The sequence below is a fragment of the Caballeronia sp. INDeC2 genome (assembly GCF_023631325.1).
Taxonomy (GTDB): Bacteria; Pseudomonadota; Gammaproteobacteria; order Burkholderiales; family Burkholderiaceae; genus Caballeronia.
Window position 1 is genome coordinate 46232 of the sequence record NZ_JALQDG010000012.1, and the last position, 19641, is coordinate 65872.

16 protein-coding genes are annotated in these 19641 nt (G+C 62.9%); 11 read left to right on the plus strand and 5 right to left on the minus strand.

Translation table 11 applies throughout. The features are described 5' to 3' along the window. Positions 1–43: 43 nt before the first annotated feature. The 4 genes from NCS28_RS10205 to NCS28_RS10220 form a co-directional block, all read right to left on the minus strand. A complete protein-coding gene (locus tag NCS28_RS10205) occupies positions 44–1801 on the minus strand; it encodes a cation:proton antiporter (protein ID WP_250513716.1) in 1758 nt (585 codons plus the stop codon). A 189-nt stretch (positions 1802–1990) separates the two neighbouring features. Next, positions 1991–2329 carry a P-II family nitrogen regulator gene (gene glnK, locus NCS28_RS10210; protein ID WP_008342452.1) on the minus strand — a complete coding sequence of 113 codons (339 nt, stop codon included), beginning with the start codon at positions 2327–2329 and terminating at the stop codon, positions 1991–1993. A 150-nt stretch (positions 2330–2479) separates the two neighbouring features. Further along, positions 2480–4534 carry an NAD(+) synthase gene (locus NCS28_RS10215; protein WP_250513904.1) on the minus strand — a complete coding sequence of 685 codons (2055 nt, stop codon included), beginning with the start codon at positions 4532–4534 and terminating at the stop codon, positions 2480–2482. A 52-nt stretch (positions 4535–4586) separates the two neighbouring features. Then, complete coding sequence (locus NCS28_RS10220) at positions 4587–5729, minus strand: GNAT family N-acetyltransferase (RefSeq protein ID WP_250513717.1); 1143 nt, start codon at positions 5727–5729, stop codon at positions 4587–4589. Positions 5730–5899: 170 nt separating this feature from the next. On the opposite strand from NCS28_RS10220, the gene NCS28_RS10225 reads away from it, so the two are divergent. Further along, positions 5900–6193, plus strand: a complete 294-nt coding sequence (locus NCS28_RS10225; RefSeq protein ID WP_062256270.1) for a GIY-YIG nuclease family protein — start codon at positions 5900–5902, stop codon at positions 6191–6193. A 52-nt stretch (positions 6194–6245) separates the two neighbouring features. On the opposite strand, the gene ppa is transcribed toward NCS28_RS10225, so the two are convergent. Continuing rightward, complete coding sequence (ppa, locus tag NCS28_RS10230; protein WP_250513718.1) at positions 6246–6773, minus strand: inorganic diphosphatase; 528 nt, start codon at positions 6771–6773, stop codon at positions 6246–6248. Positions 6774–6990: 217 nt separating this feature from the next. On the opposite strand from ppa, the gene NCS28_RS10235 reads away from it, so the two are divergent. The 10 genes from NCS28_RS10235 to NCS28_RS10280 all read left to right on the plus strand — a co-directional run bounded on the left by NCS28_RS10235 (position 6991) and on the right by NCS28_RS10280 (position 19627). Then, the gene (locus NCS28_RS10235) at positions 6991–8430 is read left to right on the plus strand and encodes an aldehyde dehydrogenase family protein (protein ID WP_250513719.1); all 1440 of its coding nucleotides are present in this window, start codon (positions 6991–6993) and stop codon (positions 8428–8430) included. A gap of 11 nt (positions 8431–8441) precedes the next feature. Then, positions 8442–9218 (plus strand): SDR family oxidoreductase, encoded by a 777-nt coding sequence (locus tag NCS28_RS10240; protein WP_250513720.1) that lies wholly within the window; start codon positions 8442–8444, stop codon positions 9216–9218. Between the two features lie 176 nt (positions 9219–9394). Continuing rightward, positions 9395–10711, plus strand: coding sequence for an MFS transporter (locus NCS28_RS10245; protein ID WP_250513721.1), 1317 nt, complete (start codon positions 9395–9397; stop codon positions 10709–10711). Positions 10712–11870: 1159 nt separating this feature from the next. Continuing rightward, positions 11871–13178, plus strand: a complete 1308-nt coding sequence (gene urtA / locus NCS28_RS10250) for an urea ABC transporter substrate-binding protein (RefSeq protein ID WP_250513722.1) — start codon at positions 11871–11873, stop codon at positions 13176–13178. A gap of 81 nt (positions 13179–13259) precedes the next feature. After that, positions 13260–14864: an urea ABC transporter permease subunit UrtB gene (gene urtB, locus NCS28_RS10255; protein ID WP_250513723.1), complete on the plus strand. Its 1605-nt coding sequence runs from the start codon at positions 13260–13262 to the stop codon at positions 14862–14864. A gap of 3 nt (positions 14865–14867) precedes the next feature. Next, complete coding sequence (gene urtC / locus NCS28_RS10260; RefSeq protein ID WP_250513724.1) at positions 14868–16061, plus strand: urea ABC transporter permease subunit UrtC; 1194 nt, start codon at positions 14868–14870, stop codon at positions 16059–16061. Further along, on the plus strand, positions 16058–16942 hold the full coding sequence (gene urtD / locus NCS28_RS10265) for an urea ABC transporter ATP-binding protein UrtD (protein WP_250513725.1): 885 nt from the start codon (positions 16058–16060) through the stop codon (positions 16940–16942). Before urtC ends, urtD begins: the two co-directional genes overlap by 4 nt. Positions 16943–17084: 142 nt before the next feature. Beyond that, positions 17085–17777 (plus strand): urea ABC transporter ATP-binding subunit UrtE, encoded by a 693-nt coding sequence (gene urtE / locus NCS28_RS10270; RefSeq protein ID WP_250513726.1) that lies wholly within the window; start codon positions 17085–17087, stop codon positions 17775–17777. Positions 17778–17806: 29 nt separating this feature from the next. Then, complete coding sequence (locus NCS28_RS10275) at positions 17807–18667, plus strand: urease accessory protein UreD (protein WP_250513727.1); 861 nt, start codon at positions 17807–17809, stop codon at positions 18665–18667. 171 nt (positions 18668–18838) lie between these two features. Beyond that, positions 18839–19627, plus strand: a complete 789-nt coding sequence (locus NCS28_RS10280) for a transporter substrate-binding domain-containing protein (RefSeq protein WP_250513728.1) — start codon at positions 18839–18841, stop codon at positions 19625–19627. The last annotated feature ends 14 nt before the right edge of the window (positions 19628–19641 follow it).

The window sequence follows — 19641 nt, forward strand, 5'->3', positions numbered from 1 at the left end:
ACCCGTCGCACGCGGCCGTAGGGCTATCCCGTGAAGAGAGCCGTCAATGGTCGCGCGGTTCCTCGAAGGTCTCGCGCAAGGCGATCTGCATCGTCGCGTGAATCTTCACGCACCAACGCCACAGCACCGTCAGCAGGAGCGCCACGCACACCAGCACGCCGACCATCAGGCCGAACGGCGGCAGGATGCCGCCCGACAGCGCCGCGACGAGCAGAAAGACGCCGAACATCGCGACGATAGGAATCAGCCCGGAAATCGCCGATCGGATCGCGCGCGTGAAGCGCCCCGCCTTCGCGGGCTGCACGCTCACTTCGGCAAGGAGCAGCGCGAGCGATTCGAGCTTGCGATACACCGCGACCAGAAACGGCAGCGCGACGACGAGCGCCGCACTCCACAGCACGACGCGCTGCGCGTTGTCGGTGTCGAGCCAGCGCGCCAGATAGCCCGACGCAAAAGGCGCCGCATACGACGCGCCCAAAAAAATCGCCGCGACGAGCGCGAGATTCACCGCAATCTGCACGACGATGCGCCGCGTCATCGAGAAGAGCGTCGGGCCGCCGGAGACGGGCGTGAGGCTCGCGAGCCATTGCGAGTAAAGACCGAACGTATGCGCGATCGGCGCGGGCATCGCGCGGGCGAGGCGCATCGTGAGCGGATCGGCGGCGCGGATCAGATACGGCGTGAAAAGCGTCGTAAGCGCGGATACGGCCACGGCGATCGGATAGAGAAAGCTGCTCGTGACCTTGAGCGACAGCCCGAGCGACGCGATGATGAACGAGAACTCGCCGATCTGCGAGACGCTCATGCCGACGCGCATCGATGTGCGGCCGTCCTTGCCCGCGAGGAAGGTGCCGAGCCCGCACGAGACGATCTTGCCGAGCACCACGGCGAAGGTGATGACGGCGATTGGCCACGCGTAATCGACGAGCACAGTCGGATTCAGCAACAAGCCGATGGTCACGAAGAAGATCGCGGAGAACATGTCGCGCACCGGCGCGATCAGATGCTCGATGCGCGCGAGATGCTTCGACTCCGCCATGATCGCGCCGATCAGGAACGCGCCGAGCGCGATCGAATAATCGAGCTTCACGACGAGCAGGCAGAAGCCGAAGCAGAAGCCGAGCACGGTGACGAGCAGCATCTCGTCGCTCTTCGCGCGCGCGACGTAATTGAGCGCGCGCGGCACCGTCAGAATGCCGACCACGAGCGAAACGGTCATGAAGAGCAGCAGCTTGCCGAGCGTGACGGCCGCGACGCCCGCGCTCACGGAGCCCGTCTGCGCGATGCCGGAAAGCAGCACGAGCATCGCGATCGCGAGAATGTCCTCGACGATCAGAATGCCGAACACGATCTGCGCGAAGTGCTCGCCTTTCATGCCGAGCTCGGAGAGCGCCTTCACGATGATCGTCGTCGACGAGATTGCGAGCATCGCGCCGAGAAAGAGCGAGTCCATCGCGCTCCAGTCGAACCATCGCCCGATCTCGTAGCCGACCCAGATCATCAGCACGATTTCCGACAGCGCGGCGACGAAAGCCGTCGCGCCGACCTTGAAGAGCTTGCGCAGGCTGAATTCGAGCCCGAGCGAAAACATGAGGAAGACGACGCCCAGTTCGCCGAGCGTCTGGATCGTCGCTTCGTCGTGAATGAGATTGAACGGCGGCGTGTACGGCCCGATGATCACGCCCGCGGCGATATAGCCGAGAACGACCGGCTGCCGCAGACGATGAAACAGCACCGTCACCACGCCCGCGATGGCCATGATTACCGCAAGATCCTGAATGAAGCCGATCGCGTGATGCATCAAACGATTCCTTACAGAGATATAACCGGGAATTCGATGTTACAGCACGGGCGCGGCATTCCAGCAATCGGGCAATAAAACGGGCTGAAAAAATCGGCATCGTCGCGCCGGTGCATGCGCGATGCGAAAGACGAAAAAAGAAGGCCCGCGCGAACGGCGGGCCGGACCGGCGAAAACGAAACGCGGCGCTCAGACCGCCGCTTCGTTTTCCTCGCCGGTGCGGATACGGATCACGCGCTCGACATCGGCGACGAAGATCTTGCCGTCGCCGATCTTGCCGGTGCGCGCGGCGCCGATGATCGCGTCGATCACCTGATCGGTTTGATCGTTCGCGACGACGACTTCGATCTTCACCTTCGGCAGGAAGTCGACGACATACTCTGCACCACGATAAAGCTCGGTATGCCCTTTCTGGCGGCCGAAGCCCTTCACTTCCGTGACCGTGAGGCCCGTGAGCCCCACTTCGGCGAGCGCTTCGCGGACTTCGTCGAGCTTGAACGGTTTGATGATGGCGGTGATGCGTTTCATGGCGTGCCTCGCGTAAGGATCGATTCAAGGGGTTCGAAAAAACGTCGTGCCCCGTGCGGGGCAGATGTTTTCGATTCTAGCCGCGTTTCATCGAGCCAGCGGTCCGGAAAATCGCGAGGTGCTCACACGATGATCGAATTTCGCGCGCCATCACTCTTTCGCCGGGACGCGTTCGAGGTCGTTGAGCCACACCGTCGCTTGTCCGTCGCTCGGCGCGCGCCAGTCGCCGCGCGGAGACAGCGAGCCGCCCGAGCCGACCTTCGGCGCGTTCGGTATGCATGACCGCTTGAACTGGCTCGTGCGGAAGAATCGATCGAGAAAGATCCGCAGATTCTTGCGGATCTCGCCAAGGTCGTATTGATTGCGTACGACGGTCGGACCTTCCGGCCACGCGCCCGCATCCCGGTTACGCCATGCATGCAGCGCGAGAAACGCGACCTTTGTTGGTGCAAAGCCGAAGCGCAGCGTGTAGTAGAGGTTGAAGTCCTGCAACTCGTACGGACCGATGACGCTCTCCGTCTTCTGCTCGACCACGCCGCTCGTCTTGCCCGGGATGAGTTCGGGACTGATGTCGGTGCCCAGAATGTTTTCGAGCACATCGGTTCCGCTGCCGCCGATCTGCCCCGACTCCGCGACCCAGCGCACCAGATGCGTGATCAAGGTCTTTGGCACGCTCGCGTTGACGTTGTAGTGGGACATGTGATCGCCCACGCCGTAGGTGCACCAGCCGAGTGCGAGCTCGCTCAGATCGCCCGTGCCGACGACGATCGCGTTGTTGAGATTCGCGAGCCTGAACAGATGGCTCGTGCGCTCGCCGGCCTGAACGTTCTCGTACGTGATGTCGTACTGCTCGGCGCCCGAACTGTGCGGATGGCCGATGTCCGACAGCATCTGCGTGCAGCTCGCGCGAATGTCGATCTCGCTCGCCGTGCAGCCGACGACTTCCATCAGTTCGCGCGCCTGCCGCAGCGTGCGATCGCTGGTCGCGAAACCCGGCATCGTGTAGGCGAGAATGTTGGCGCGCGGCAAGCCGAGACGGTCCATCGCTTTCGCGCACACGAGCAGTGCATGCGTCGAGTCGAGCCCGCCCGAAATGCCGATGACGACCTTCGACATGCCCGACGACTGCAACCGCTGCAACAGCGCCTGCACCTGAATGTTGTAGACCTCGTTGCATCGTTCGTCGCGGCGCGCGGCGTCGGCGGGCACGTAGGGAAAGCGCGCGACGCGGCGTTCGAGCGGCAGCTTTTCATCGGCGGGAACCGTCAGCGGAAATTCGACGACATCGAACTGTTCCACTTCGCTCGCGTGACGGTGCGTCGAGCGGCCGAACGTGGTTTGCCTCATGCGTTCGCGCGAGAGCCGTTCGAGATCCACATCGGCGAAGATCAGATGCGACTGATCCGAGAAGCGCTCGGATTCCGCGAGCAGCTCGCCGTTCTCGTAGATGAGGCCCTGCCCGTCCCAGGCGAGATCGGTGGACGATTCGCCATTGCCCGCCGACGTGTACAGATAAGCCGCGACGCAGCGCGCGGACTGCTGTCCGACGAGCTGATGCCGGTACGCCGACTTGCCCACGACAATATTAGACGCCGACAGATTCACGAGCACGGTGGCGCCGGCGAGCGCCGCGAACGACGACGGCGGGATCGGCACCCATACGTCCTCGCAAATCTCGACGTGGAATCTGAAGAGCGGAAGATCCTTGATCTGGAACAGCAGTGACGCGCCGAACGGCACGTCCTGACCGCAGAGCGTGAGCGTGTTGGTCGCGGCGGCATCGGCTGGGCTGAACTGGCGCGCCTCGTAAAATTCGCCATAGTTCGGCAGATAGCTCTTCGGCACGACGCCGCGAATGAAGCCGTCGGCGATGACGATCGCGCAATTGAAGAGCTTGTGCTCCGTCTTGATCGGCGCGCCGACGATCATCGCGATATTCAATCCCTTCGACGCGTCCAGGATGCTTTGCAGCGCGTCTTCGCAGGCATCGAGCAAGGCGCGCTGATGGAAGAGGTCGTCGCAGGTATAGGCGGAAATGCCGAGCTCGGGAAACGCGACGAGCACCGCGCCGTGCGCGGCGGCCTCTTTCGCGAGCTCGATCGTCTGCGCCGCGTTGAACGCGGGGTCGGCCACCTTGCAGGCCGGAACGCCGACCGCGACGCGCGCGAAGTCGTGGCTGTACAGGTTGAAGAAGTTTCTGTTCATGGTCGACATGGATGTGCGCGTGTTGCAACGTAAGGTCTCGCCGATTATCGCATCAGGTCTTCTTCCTGAACGGCGTATGCGCTTCGAGTTCCTCGATATGCTGATCCATCGCCTGCGTCTCGGCATCGAGAAACTCGGCGATCGCGTGCGCGAAACGTTGGTCGGCGATCCAGTGCGCGGACCATGTCGGCGTCGGCAAGAGACCGCGTGACATCTTGTGCACGCCCTGCGCGCCGCCTTCGAAGCGCGCGAGCCCGTGCTCGATGCAATACGCGATGCCCTGCATGTAGCACGTCTCGAAGTGCAGCCCCGAGACGAACTCCCGCGTGCCCCAATAGCGGCCGTACATCGTGTCGCCGCCGATCATGTTGAGCGCGCACGCGAGGCGCTCGCCGTCCGCTTCGGCGATCACGAGCAGCATGCTGTCGGGCGCGCTGGCGTGAATCTGGCCGAAGAACTCGCGCGACAGATACGGCGCGTTCCAGTGCTCGCGATACGTGTTGTCGTAGCAGTCGTAGAAGAAATCGAGCGCGCTTTCGTCGATCTGCGCGCCGCGCAGCCACGTGTACGTCACGCCCGCGTCCGCCACGCGCCGGCGGTCCTGCTTCACCTTCTTGCGCTTGTCGTGGCTCATCGTCGCGAGAAAGGCGTCGAAGTTTTCGTAGCCGTCGCCGGGCAGGTTTTCCCAGTGGAACTGCACGCCTTCGCGCAGCATGTAGCCCGCATCCGTTAGCGCCTGGACATCCTGCGCATGCGGAAACAGCACGTGCAGCGACGAGAGTTCAAGACGCCGCGTCAATTCGATCGCGCCGCGCGCGAGCAACACGCGATCCTCGTGATGCGCGGCGATGAGGCGCGGGCCCGTCACCGGCGAAAACGGCACGGCGGCGAGCGCCTTCGGGTAATAGCGCAAGCCGTGGCGCTCGAACGCGTCGGCCCACGCATGATCGAACACGTACTCGCCGCGCGAATGCGACTTCAGATAGAGCGGCATTGCGCCCGCGAACTCGCCGCCGCGTTTCAATACCAGATGATGCGCGCGCCAGCCGGTGCGCTTGACGGCGCAACCCGTCTCCTGCAACGCCGAGAGAAACGCGTGACGCACGAAGGGGTTATCGCCGGCGAGCCGGTTCCAGTCGTCGGCCGGGATTTCGTCCAGCGCATCGACCACATGAATTTCGACCTCGCGATTCAACAGGCTACCTCGCTGAAATATCGATGAGCGCACGCCCTAGAAAGCTGCGCCCGAAAGCGGCTATTCTCGCGCAAGTCGCAACGCCACGCCGAAGCGGACAAAAGCGCCCCGGCGCGGTGCTTTCGGCGATAATGCGCGGCAAATCTTTCACCGAGCGCCGACCAAACGCGATGCCGTGGTTCCTCTATCTGATCGAATGCGCCGACGGCAGCCTCTACACGGGCATCGCGACGGACGTCGAAGCGCGCTTCTGCGCGCATGCGAGCGGCAAAGGCGCGCGCTATACGCGAGCAAGAAAACCGCTGCGCGTGCTGGCGTCGTTCGAACTGGCGGGAAGATCGGAGGCGTTGCGCGCCGAATATCGCGTGAAGCGTCTGACCGCGCAGCAAAAGCGCGCGTTGATCGCGGGAGAGCGGACGCTCGAATCGTTGTTGCCCCAGACCGAGGCAAGCGAAGAAGAATAAAAAAACGCCGCCGCGTTTCGGCAATGCGGCGGCGTTTCGTCGAACAGCGTGCTTACTTCTTGAAGTTCGCGACGCCTTCCGAGATTTCCTTGTGCGCGGCGTCGATGCCCGCCCAGCCCTCGACCTTCACCCACTTGCCCTTTTCGAGCGCCTTGTAGTTCTCGAAGAAGTGCTTGATCTGATCCTTCAGGTACTCGGGCACGTCGTCGATCGACTTGATGTTCGCCGTCATCGGGCAGATCTTGTCGTGCGGCACGGCGACGAGCTTCGCGTCCACACCGGATTCATCGGTCATTTGCAGCATGCCGAGCGCACGCGCGCGTACGACCGAACCTGCGAGCAGCGGGAACGGCGTGATGACGAGCACGTCGACCGGATCGCCGTCGCCGGAGAGCGTCTGCGGAATGAAGCCGTAGTTCGCCGGATAGCGCATGCCGGTGCCGATGAAGCGATCGACGACGAGCAGGCCCATGTCCTTGTCCGCTTCGTATTTGACCGGATCGCTCTGCGCGGGAATCTCGATGATGACGTTGAAATCTTGCGGGAGATCACGGCCGGAAGGTACGTTGTTGAAGCTCATGAGCACTCTCTGGAGAAGTTGAGGTCGAGATGGAATCGCACGGGCGGACGGTCTTCGGCTGAAGCGCCGCGACCCTCTCGCGCGTAGATGCGTGATTGCGTCATTATAGCCAATCGGTTTGCGCGTCCTTTGCACGCGCGGCGCGCGACAGGCGTTGGCGCGATAATCGGATTCGGCATCGAATTCCAGCAGCAGAAACCCGATTCAGGAGACATGCATGGAAGAAGCGAAGCACTTCATCAATAACCGATGGCTCGCGCCGTCAGGCAACGAGACGATTCCGGTCGTCGATCCGTCGGACGGGCAGATCTTCGCGCAGATCGCGCGCGGCTCGGCGGCCGATATCGACCGCGCGGTGGCCGCCGCCCGCGCCGCGTTCGATGGCGAATGGGGCGCGATGAGCGCCGCCGAGCGCGGACGCATTCTCGCGCGCCTGTCGATGCTGATCGGCGCGTGCCACGAGGAAATCGCGCAAATCGAGGCACGCGACACCGGCAAGCCGCTCAAGCAGGCGCGCGCCGACGCCACCGGCATCGCGCGCTACTTCGAGTTCTATGCGGGCGCCGCCGACAAGCTGCACGGCGAAACTCTGCCCTATCAATCCGGCTACACCGTGCTCACGATCCGCGAGCCGCACGGCGTGACGGGCCATATCGTGCCGTGGAACTATCCGCTGCAGATTTTCGGGCGCAGCGTCGGCGCTGCGCTCGCGACCGGCAATGCGTGCGTCGCGAAGCCTGCGGAAGACGCGTGCCTCTCGCTGTTGCGCATCGCCGAACTGGCGGCGGAAGCGGGCCTGCCCGACGGCGCGCTCAATATCGTCACCGGCTACGGTCACGAAGCAGGCGCGGCGCTCGCGCGGCATCCCGGCATCGATCACATCTCGTTCACGGGCTCGCCAGCGACGGGCGCGGCCGTCACCAAAATGGCCGCCGATAACCACGTGCCCGTGACTTTGGAACTGGGCGGCAAGTCGCCACAAATCGTGTTCGCCGATGCCGATTTCGACGCCGCGCTTCCCGTGCTCGTCGCCGCGATCGTGCAGAACGCGGGGCAGACATGCTCGGCGGGCAGCCGCGTGCTGATCGAGCGCGCGGCCTACGAGCCGCTGCTCGACCGGCTGTCGCAGGCGTTCGCGGCGCTGAAGGTCGGCCCGAGCAAGCTCGATCTCGACTGCGGCCCGCTCATCAGCGCGAAGCAGCAGCAGCGCGTGTGGGACTTCCTGTCCGATGCGCAGCACGACGGCATCCCGATGGCCGCGCATGGCGAAGTGGTCGGCGATGCGCCCGAAGCGGGCTTCTATCAGGCTCCCACGTTGCTGCGCGATGTCCCGCCGACGCACCGTCTCGCACGCGAGGAAGTGTTCGGCCCGGTGCTTGCCGCGATGCCCTTCGACGACGAAACCGACGCGCTCAAACTCGCCAACGGCACCGACTACGGCCTCGTCGCCGGCATCTGGACGCGCGACGGCGCACGGCAGATGCGCCTCGCGCGCCGCGTGCGCTCGGGGCAGGTGTTCATCAACAACTACGGCGCGGGCGGCGGCATCGAATTGCCGTTCGGCGGCGTGAAGCATTCCGGACACGGACGCGAGAAAGGTTTCGAGGCGCTGTACGGCTTCACGACGCTGAAAACCATTGCTATCAGACACGGATAACGGGAGACGATATGCGACTGCAAGGCAAGACGGTGATCGTGACGGGCGGCGGCTCGGGATTCGGCGAAGGCATCGCGAAGACCTTTGCGCGCGAGGGCGCGAACGTCGTCGTCAACGATCTCAACGGCGCGGCGGCCGAACGCGTGGCGAGCGAAATCGCGCTCGCGTCGTCGCCGGAGGTGAAGCATGGGCGCGCGATCGCAGTAGCGGGCGATGTCACGAAGCACGCCGACTGGCAAATGCTCTTCGATGCGGCCATCCAGGACTTCGGCAGCGTGCAGGTCGTCGTCAACAACGCGGGCACGACGCATCGCAACAAGCCCGTGCTCGAGGTGACCGAAGCCGAGTTCGACCGCGTCTATGCGGTGAACGTGAAGAGCATCTACTGGAGCGTCGAGCAGTTCGTGCCGTACTTTCGCGAGCAGGGCGGCGGCGCGTTCATCAATATTGCGTCGACGGCGGGCGTGCGGCCGCGCCCGGGGCTCGTCTGGTACAACGGCAGCAAGGCGGCGGTGATCATCGCGAGCAAGGCGCTGGCGGTCGAGCTGGGCGCGGATCGCATCCGCGTGAACTGCATCAATCCGGTGATGGGCGAAACCGCCCTGCTCTCCGAGTTCATGGGCATGGAAGACACGCCCGAGAACCGCCGCAAATTCCTCGCGACGATTCCGCTCGGCCGCCTTTCGACGCCGCAGGACATCGCCAACGCGGCACTTTATCTCGCCTCCGACGATGCCGAGTTCATCACGGGCGTCGCGCTCGAAGTGGACGGCGGACGCTGCGTCTGAGCGATGCCCGCACGCCGCGCGACGAGTGCGGCGTGCGCTCAAATATCCGTGCTTTCCCTAGCAGGAACAGGCGCTTGGCGTGAATGCCGAAGGGCTAGAATCCTTACGCGTCTGTAATCGGGAGCGGGCCCATCCGCTCGACTTTCGCGCGCTAAAAACCAGAGGAGACAAGCAACATGGCCAGCACCGCCAATCCCATGCCCCGCCCCGGCGCGGGCGTGCCGTCGGCCTTCGAGGAGGCCACGTATCGCAAGGTCGCGTGGCGGCTCTCGCCGCTTCTCCTGATTTGCTATGTGGTCGCGTATTTGGACCGCGTGAATGTCGGTTTCGCAAAACTGCAGATGGCCGCCGACCTGCAACTCTCGGACGCCGTGTACGGTTTCGGCGCGGGCATCTTCTTCTTCGGCTATTTCATCTTCGAGATACCGAGCAACGTGATCCTGCATCGCGTGGGCGCGCGCGTGTGGATCGCGCGGATCATGATTTCGTGGGGCATCATCTCCGCGCTCACGATGTTCGTCACCACGCCGACGATGTTCTACGTGATGCGCTTTTTGCTCGGCGCGGCGGAAGCGGGCTTCTTTCCCGGCATCATTCTTTATCTGACGTACTGGTTTCCGGCGCGCAGGCGCGGGCGCATGACGACGCTCTTCATGACCGCCATCGCGTTGTCCGGTCTGATCGGCGGCCCGATCAGCGGCTGGATCATGAAGAGCTTCGACGGCGTGCATGGCTGGCATGGCTGGCAATGGCTGCTCTTGCTCGAAGGCATTCCGTCGGTCGTGGTCGGTCTCGTCGTGCTGGCGATGCTCGACGATCGCATCGCGAAAGCGAAGTGGCTTACGCAGGAAGAACGCGAGCTGCTCGAGCGCAATATCGCGGCGGATAACGTCGAGAAGGAAGATCCGCCGCTGAGCAAAATTTTGTCGAGCCCGAAGGTCTGGCTGATGAGCCTCATCTACTTCTCGTTCGTGATGGGTCTTTACGGCGTGAGCTTCTGGCTGCCGACGATCATCAAGTCGATGGGCGTCTCCGACGCGTTGCAGGTCGGCCTGCTGTCCGCGATTCCATACGGCGCGGCGGTGATCGGCATGCTGTATGCGGCGCGCAGCGCGGACCGCACGGGCGAGCGGCGGTGGCATATCGCGATTCCTGCGTTCATCGGTGCGATCGGGCTGGTGCTGTCGGTGGTGTGGGCGTCGAACACGACGCTCGCGATGGTCGGTCTCACCCTTGCGACGATGGGGATTCTGACCACCCTGCCTTTGTTCTGGAGTCTGCCGACGGCGTTTCTCGCCGGGACGGGCGCGGCGGCGGGGATCGCGATGATTAATTCGCTTGGCAATCTTGCCGGGTTTTTGAGTCCCTATCTCGTCGGGTGGCTCAAGCAGGTGACTGCTTCCACTGCGAGCGGGATGTATATGCTTGCGGGGTTTTTGGTGCTTGGGGCGTTGCTCGCGTTGAGTGTTCCGGCGCGGATGGTTAATCGGTAGAGTTTTTTTTGATTGGGGCTTCGTGCTATTTGATTTCGTGGAATCCTGATTTCGCGTCGGTCTATTAGCACTGCCCCTGTGCGGGGCGGCAGTCACTTTCTTTGCTGCTGCAAAGAAAGTAACCAAAGAAACAGCTTCTCACCGCCCGCGGTCACACGCAGTTTGACCATGCTTGCCAGCCGCGAGTGGCACCCGCCTGAGTGTCGCCCTCGAAGGCCTAACCGAGCTTGGCTCGCGCACGGTCTGACACATCGCATCGTTTGCTTCACTGATTCAGCGCCAAATGGCTCCGGCCCGCTTCGCGGCCGACGGGTCAATCGGTCGGCGTGCGGCCCCCTCAGTTGTACACATCCCAGCTTCGGAATAACTCACTAGCACGGCTTGGTGACGCGCTGCCATTCGAGTATCAGCCGGATTCATTGGTTGACAATGCGACCGAATTGGCCGCGCGTGGAGTCAGCGAGGCAGAAGAGGCTGTGGAAGAATGCCAAGTCGCGCGAGCGACGTTTCAAGATTCATGCACTTACCTACTATATAAGGAACGAGCTTTTGAGAACTACCAGCGATGCCGAGGGTATTGAGATGAAAGACCGCTGCCGAGCCTGTTCATCGAGACGCCGTGCAATCAGCCATTGCAGAGCGAGCGGCCGCAGGATTCGTTTTCAACGTGCCTCCTGATCGCGCCGATCAATGCGGCGAACCAGTGACGAACGAACACGCACGACTTATCGGATGTATGGCAATTCTTAGTCAGGCGCAAGCGCATCCAGAACTTCGCCCTCGTTTGCAAATCACTACTGCAAACTCGATGAATTGGGAACCGATCGAACGTCCCGATCAATAGCAGGGAGACATGGTTGGCACATGTGCGAAGAAGGCGACAGCCGCCCCGGGAGAGGCAGTGCCAATAGACCGACACGATAACGGGATCCCGCAATAAGCAAAAACAAAGCGCACCCGCACCGCAACGATGCACGCAACCTCCGACGTGCACCAAAACCCCGCCTCACAACACGACCACGCAGCAGTAAAACCTTCCACGAACCACCCGCAAACCCAAGCGATCCGGGCATTCCGCCCTCATTGGCATAACCCTTGCAGAACGATACGAGCAATCGTCATTGCTCAAACAAACACATCGGCAAGGGGAACACTCATCATGAAACGACGCAGTCTGCTGAAGTTCGGCTCGATGTCGGGCGCGCTCGCCCTCGCGGGTCAGCTTCCGTTCACGAAAGCCCAGGCCGCCGATACGGGTCCGATCAAGGTCGGCGTCCTGCATTCGCTGTCGGGCACGATGGCGATCTCCGAGACATCGCTGAAAGACACGGCGCTCATGACCATCGCCGATATCAACAAGAGCGGCGGCGTGATGGGCCGGCAGATCGAACCCGTCGTCGTCGATCCGGCTTCGAACTGGCCGCTCTTCGCCGAGAAAGCGCGTCAGCTTCTCACGCAGGACAAGTGCGCCGTCGTGTTCGGCTGCTGGACGTCCGTCTCGCGCAAGTCGGTGCTGCCGGTCTTCGAGGAACTCAACGGACTGCTCTTCTACCCCGTGCAGTACGAAGGCGAAGAGATGTCCCGCAACGTGTTCTATACGGGCGCCGCGCCGAATCAGCAGGCGATCCCCGCCGTCGAATATCTGATGGGACCGGAAGGCGGCAGCGCCAAGCGCTTCTTCCTGCTCGGCACCGACTACGTGTATCCGCGCACGACCAACAAGATCCTGCGCGCGTTCCTACATTCCAAGGGCGTCAAGGATGCGGACATACAAGAGGTCTACACACCGTTCGGACATAGCGACTATCAAACCATCGTCGCGAACATCAAGACATTTGCCCAAGGGGGAAAGACAACCGTCATCTCTACGATCAACGGCGATTCCAACGTACCGTTCTACAAGGAACTCGGCAACCAGGGCCTGAAAGCGACGGACGTACCCGTTGTCGCGTTCTCGGTCGGCGAAGAAGAATTGCGCGGCATCGATACGAAGCCGCTCGTCGGCCATCTCGCCGCATGGAACTACTTCATGTCGGTGAAGAACACGAACAACTCGAAGTTCGAGAAGCAGTTCTTCGAATACGTGAAGGCGCAAAACCTGCCCGGCGGCGACAAGCGCGTGACGAACGATCCGATGGAAGCGACCTTCGTCGGCATCCACATGTGGAAGCAGGCCGTCGAAAAAGCGAAGAGCGCCGATGTCGACAAGGTGCGCACCGCGATGATCGGCCAGACCTTCGCCGCGCCCTCGGGTTTCACGTTGTCGATGGACGGCAATCATCATCTGCACAAGCCGGTGATGATCGGCGAAATTCGCGGCGACGGGCAGTTCAACGTGGTGTGGAAGACGAAGACCGCGGTGCGCGCGCAGCCGTGGAGCCCGTATATCGCGGGCAATCAGGGCAAGCCGGATGTCGTCAGTTCCATTCCCGCGTTCTTGCGCCGTCAGCGCGTGCGTGTCGCGTGATGCCGTGATGGTTTGAAGCAGTGAGGCCGCGCGCGCTCTCGTGATTCGCGCGGCCGTCCATGTCTCATCAGAAAGGCCATCATGACCGGTTCCTTCATGCGCGTTTTGCTCGCGCTCTTGATCGCGATCGCGCCGTTCAGCGCCCGCGCGCTCACGAACGGCGATCTCGCCCCGCTCGCCGGCGACGACTTCGACGCCAAATCCGCCGCCATCGACAAGCTCATCGCCAACGCCGATGCGCCTTCGGTCGCCGTGCTCACCGCGTTGTCCGATGGCTCGCTCGTCGCGACCGACAACGGCCACGTCTACATTCAGACCGACGACGTCAACAAGGATCCGCTCACCGGCAAGACCGTCGAAGCGCCCGATGCGCAGCAGATCACGCTCTCCAACATCCTGCGCACGAAAGTCGCCGGTGCGCTATCGGGCCTGCAGCTCGCTTCCGCCGATACCGCGAAACGCCGCGAAGCGATCGCCGCGCTCCTGAAGAACCCCGACGCCTCGATGAAGCCGCTGATCGACCGCGCCCGCGCCGTCGAGAAAGATCCCGAACTGAAGAAGCGCCTCGACACGCTCTGGGCGATGACCGCGCTTCACGATCCCGATGTCGGCAAGCGTCTCGAAGCGGCGCAGCTCGTCGCGGCGCGGCATGACCTCGACATGTACGAGCTGCTGCGCCCCATCGTCGCGAAGAAAACCGACGGCTCGTTCAACGAACCCGACGAGCGCGTGCGCAACGCGGCGCAGGAAGGCCTGTACGCGCTCGATTCGATCCAGCGCCGCAGCGAGATCTTCGGCACGATCTTCGCGGGCCTCTCGCTCGGCAGCGTGCTGCTGCTCGCGGCGCTCGGCCTTGCAATCACGTATGGTCTCATCGGCGTCATCAACATGGCGCACGGCGAGTTTCTGATGATCGGGGCATACGCGACGTATGTCGTGCAGAACCTCGTGCAGCATTACGCGCCGGCCGCGTTCAACTGGTATCCGCTGTTCGCGGTGCCGGCATCGTTCATCGCGGCGGCCCTCGTCGGCATCGTGCTGGAAAGGCTCGTGCTCAAACATCTCTACGGACGTCCGCTCGAAACGCTGCTGACGACTTTCGGCGTCAGCCTGATCCTGATTCAGGCGACGCGCACGCTCTTCGGCGCGCAGAACGTGCAGGTGACGAATCCTTCGTGGATGAGCGGCGGCGTCTCGGTGATGCAGAACCTGATCCTGCCGTACAACCGTCTGACGATCCTCGCATTCTCGCTCGCGGTAGTGGGGATCGCGTGGGGCGTGCTTACGAAGACGCGTCTCGGCTTGTTCGTGCGCGCCGTGACGCAGAACCGCCGCATGGCCGCGTGCGTCGGCGTGAAGACCGCGCGCGTCGATTCGTATGCGTTCGCGTTCGGCGCGGGCATTGCGGGACTCGGCGGCTGTGCGCTCTCGCAGATTGGCAACGTCGGGCCGGATCTCGGTCAGAGCTACATCATCGATTCGTTCATGGCGGTGGTGCTCGGCGGCGTCGGCCAGCTTGCGGGCACGGTGATCGGCGGCTTCGGGCTGGGGCTCATCAGCAAGGCCGTCGAACCGTTCTGGGGCGCGGTGCTCGCGAAGATCGCGGTGCTCGTGCTCATCGTGTTGTTCATCCAGAAGCGTCCGCAGGGCATGTTCGCCCTGAAGGGCCGCAGCGCGGAGGCTTGAGCCATGACCGCCTCGACCAATATCGGCGCGAATCTCGACGTCGCGCCGCAACCCGATGCAGGCGCCGCGCGCGCCGGTTTCGCGCTCGGCCTGCCGCCGCGCGCCGCGCTGCTGCCGCGCAACGGCTGGCTCGCGTTGATCGCGCTCATCATCGCGATGGGCGTCCTCGTGCCGGTCAGCGCGCTCGTACTGCCGGAGACGAGCACGTTCCACCTGTCCGCCTATGCGATGACGCTCATCGGCAAGCTGATGTGCTATGCGATCGGCGCGCTCGCGCTCGATCTCGTGTGGGGATACTGCGGCATCCTGAGCCTCGGCCATGCGCTCTTCTTCGCGCTCGGCGGCTACGCGATGGGCATGTACCTGATGCGCTCGATCGGCCGCGAAGGCACGTATCAGAGCGACCTGCCCGACTTCATGGTGTTCCTCGACTGGCACAAGCTGCCGTGGTACTGGGAAGGCACGGAGCATCTCTGGTACGCGCTGCTGCTCGTCGTGCTCGTGCCCGGCGTGCTCGCGTGGCTGTTCGGCTTCTTCACGTTCCGCTCGCGCGTGAAAGGCGTGTATCTGTCGATCATCACGCAGGCGATGACCTTCGCCGCGATGCTGCTTTTCTATCGCAATGAAACGGGCTTCGGCGGCAACAACGGCTTCACGGATTTCAAGCGCATCGCGGGCTTTTCCGTCACGCATCCGGGCACGCGCACGGCGCTGTTTCTCATCACGTTCGCCTTTCTCGTGCTCGCGTTTCTTGCGGCGCGCTGGATCGTCACGTCGAAGCTCGGGCGCGTCGTCACCGGCGTGCGCGACGGCGAGGCGCGCCTGATGTTTCTCGGCTACAGCCCGCTCGCGTACAAGCTCTTCATCTGGACCGTGTCGGCCGTGCTGTGCGGCATCGCCGGTGCGTTGTACGTGCCGCAGGTCGGCATCATCAATCCGAGCGAGATGTCGCCTGCAAACTCGATCGAAATGGCGATCTGGGTCGCAGTCGGCGGACGCGGCACGTTGATCGGACCGATCATCGGCGCGTTCGCGGTGAACGGCGCGAAGAGCTTCTTCACGGCGTACTTCGCGGAGTACTGGCTGTTCTTCCTCGGCCTCATCTTCACGCTCGTGCCCTTGCTTCTGCCGAACGGCATCATGGGTCTCATCGATCTCGCGCGCCGCAAGAAGACCGCAGGAGACGCCGCAGAATGACCGCACACCATGCATTGATCGTCGATCTGCCGCCGATTCCACCTGCGCCGGACTCGCCCGAATCGAACCACAAGAACATCAACGTCATCTCCGGCCTGGGCCATGTGCTTACGCCTGGCGAGATCGACGTATCGCACGGCACGATCCTCTATCTCGAGGATGTCACCGTGAGCTTCGATGGCTTTCGCGCGTTGAACAAGCTGGCGTTGTCGATCGACGTGGGGGAATTGCGCTGCGTGATCGGGCCGAACGGGGCGGGCAAGACGACGATGATGGATGTCATCACCGGCAAGACGCGTCCCGACGACGGCAAGGTTTTTCTCGGGCAGACGCTCGATCTCACGCGCATGTCGGAGCCGGTGATCGCGCGCACGGGCATCGGCCGCAAGTTTCAGAAGCCGACGGTGTTCGAGCATCATCCTGTGTGGGAGAACCTCGAACTCGCGATGAAGACCGACAAGCGCTGGTTTGCTTCGTTGCGCGCGAGGCTGGATCGGCAGGCACAAGCGCGGATTGAAGAAACGCTCGAGCTGATTCGATTGCAGCATCAGGCGACGCGGCTTGCGGGCGAGTTGTCCCACGGACAGAAGCAGCGCCTGGAGATCGGCATGTTGCTGATGCAGCAGCCTGCTCTTCTGCTTCTCGATGAACCCGCCGCCGGCATGACCGATCACGAGACGATGGAACTCGCCGAGCTTCTGAACAAACTGCGCGGATCGTGTTCGATGATGGTCGTCGAGCATGATATGGAGTTTGTTGCTGCTCTTGCTGGGGATAGCGGGAAGGTGACTGTGATGGCTGAAGGGCGTGTTCTTGCTGAAGGTACTTTGGATGATGTCAAGCGGGATGAGGCTGTTATTGAGTCTTATCTGGGGCGGTAATGTTTTTTTTGGGACTTTCGTGAAGCCGGTTTACATATCGGTCTATTGGCTCTGCCCCTGTGCGGGGCGGCAGTGCTAATAGACCACCGCGAAATCAGGATTCCACGAAAGAAAGCCAACCCGAAAACCCGAAAACCCGAAAATGCTAGAAGTCGAAAACCTGAACCAATACTACGGCGGCAGCCACATCCTCCGCGATGTGAAGATGACCGTCCCCGACGGCAACCTGACGGTGCTGCTGGGCCGCAACGGCGTCGGCAAGACGACACTGCTTCGCTGTCTGATGGGCGTCGTGCCGACAAAAAGCGGCACGATCAACTGGCGCGGCAACAAGATCTCGTCGATGCCAACGCACGCACGCGTCGCAAGCGGCCTCGCCTACGTGCCGCAAGGACGCGACATCTTCGGGCGTCTGACAGTAGAAGAAAACCTGCTAGTCGGCGCAGCGAGCCGAAAAGCGCCATCGAAGATCCCAGACCGCATCTACGATCTCTTCCCCGTCCTGAGAGACATGAAAAACCGCCGAGGCGGCGATCTCTCCGGCGGTCAGCAACAACAACTCGCCATCGGCCGCGCGCTCATGAGCGAGCCGCAACTGCTCATCCTCGATGAACCGACCGAAGGCATCCAGCCATCGATCATCCGCGACATCGGCCGCACGCTACGACAGCTCGTCGATGAAATGGGCATGACCGTGCTGCTCGTCGAGCAGTATTACGACTTCGCGCGCGAGCTCGCCGACCGCTACTGGGTGATGAGCCGCGGTGAAATCGTCGCGGGCGGCGCGGGCTCGGAAATGGACGCGCATGGAGTGCGCGAGCTGATCGCCGTATGATTCAGGCTCAGCTCTGAAACGCACCGCTCATGCACCACGAATCTCACGCGACGCTCGTCGATCCGAACATATGGCGCGGCTCGCTCGAACTCGGCTACGCGCATCAGCATGGCCGCACCGTTTGCGTTCATCGCAAGCACGAAGGGCCGTTGAGGCTGCAACGGCCGCTCTATCCCGAAGGCGATATCTGTCACTCGGTCATCGTGCATCCGCCGGGCGGCGTGGCGGGCGGCGATCGCCTGTCCATCGACGTTCGACTTCAGGCGCACACGCACGCCGTCATCACGACGCCCGGTGCGACCAAGTGGTACAAGGCCAACGGCAAGCTCGCGACGCAGCGCATCGACATCGGCCTCGCGGCGCATGCGAAGCTCGACTGGCTGCCGCAAAACAATATCGTGTTCGAATCGTCGAACATCGAGCTCGAATTCAATCTCACGCTCGACGAAGGCGCGAGCGCGATCGGCTGGGACGCGATGCTGCTCGGCCGCGCCGCCGCCGGCGAGAAGTGGACGCAAGGACACATCGAGGCGATATCGCGCATCGCACGAAGCGACGGCGCCACGCTCTGGTTCGAGCGCACGCTGCTCGACGCGAACGATCCGCTACGAGATGCCGCGCAAGGGCTCGCCGGTTTTCCCGCCTACGGCACGCTCTGGGCGGTCGGCCCCGCTTGCGATGATGCCCTCGCCGAAGCGCTCACCGCGCAACTGCCCTTCGACGATGAACTGCGCGCCGGCGCATCGTGCGTCGGACCGGGAGTGTTGATCGTGCGTGCGATCAGCCGCTCGATGGAGCCGCTGCAAAACACGCTCACCGATTGCTGGACGCGGCTTCGTCCCATCGTGCATGGCGTCGATCCGCGGCCCTTGCGTTTGTGGACTACCTAGTACGCACCAGAGCAGCGCATCGTATTGCACACGCGTTGTGCGCGATCATAGACGCGCAACCCGCAAACGCAGACGATACAACGAAGCGACATCGATGGCACGACTCTCGCTTTAAGCCTCGGCTCAAGAGCCGCGCCTTCCATGCGGCCGTTCAAGACCGAAGGATCATCGATGCTCACCACGTTTTCCCGCGCGCGCCGCACCGCGCTCGTCGCGCTGCTGCTTTCCCTCGCTCCCTTCGCCGCACGCGCCGACGCCCTCGACACAATCGCGAAGAACGGCACGCTGCGCGTCGCCGTGCCCGAGGACTACCCGCCGTTCGGATCGGTCGGCGCGGACATGAAGCCGCAAGGCTACGACGTCGACATGGCCGCGCTGCTCGCCAAGTCGATGAACGTGAAGCTCGAACTCGTGCCCGTCAACAGCGCGAACCGCATTCCGTATCTCACGACCAACAAGGTCGATCTCGTGATCTCGTCGCTCGGCAAGACGCCGGAACGCGAAAAGGTGCTCGACTTCTCGACCGCTTATGCGCCCTACTTTCAGGGCGTGTTCGGCCCCGCCGACATCAAGGTGAGCGACCCCGCCGATCTCACCGGCAAGACCGTCGGCGCGACGCGCGGCGCGCTCGAAGAAATCGCGCTGTCGCAGATGGCGCCGAACGCGACCATCAAGCGCTTCGAGGACAACAACGCGACCATCTCCGCGTTTCTCTCGGGACAAGTGCAATTGATCGCGGCGGGCAACATCGTCGCGGCCGCGATCCTCGCGAAGAATCCGCCGCGCCGCCCGGAAGCGAAGTTCATCATCAAGGATTCGCCCTGCTTCGTCGGCATGAACAAGAACGAGCCGCGCCTGTTGGCGAAGGTGGACGACACCATCGCGCAGGCGAAAAAGGACGGCACGCTCAACACGATGTCGAAGAAGTGGTTCAGCCAGCCGCTGCCCGCGAGCCTTTGATCGAGCGCGGCAAC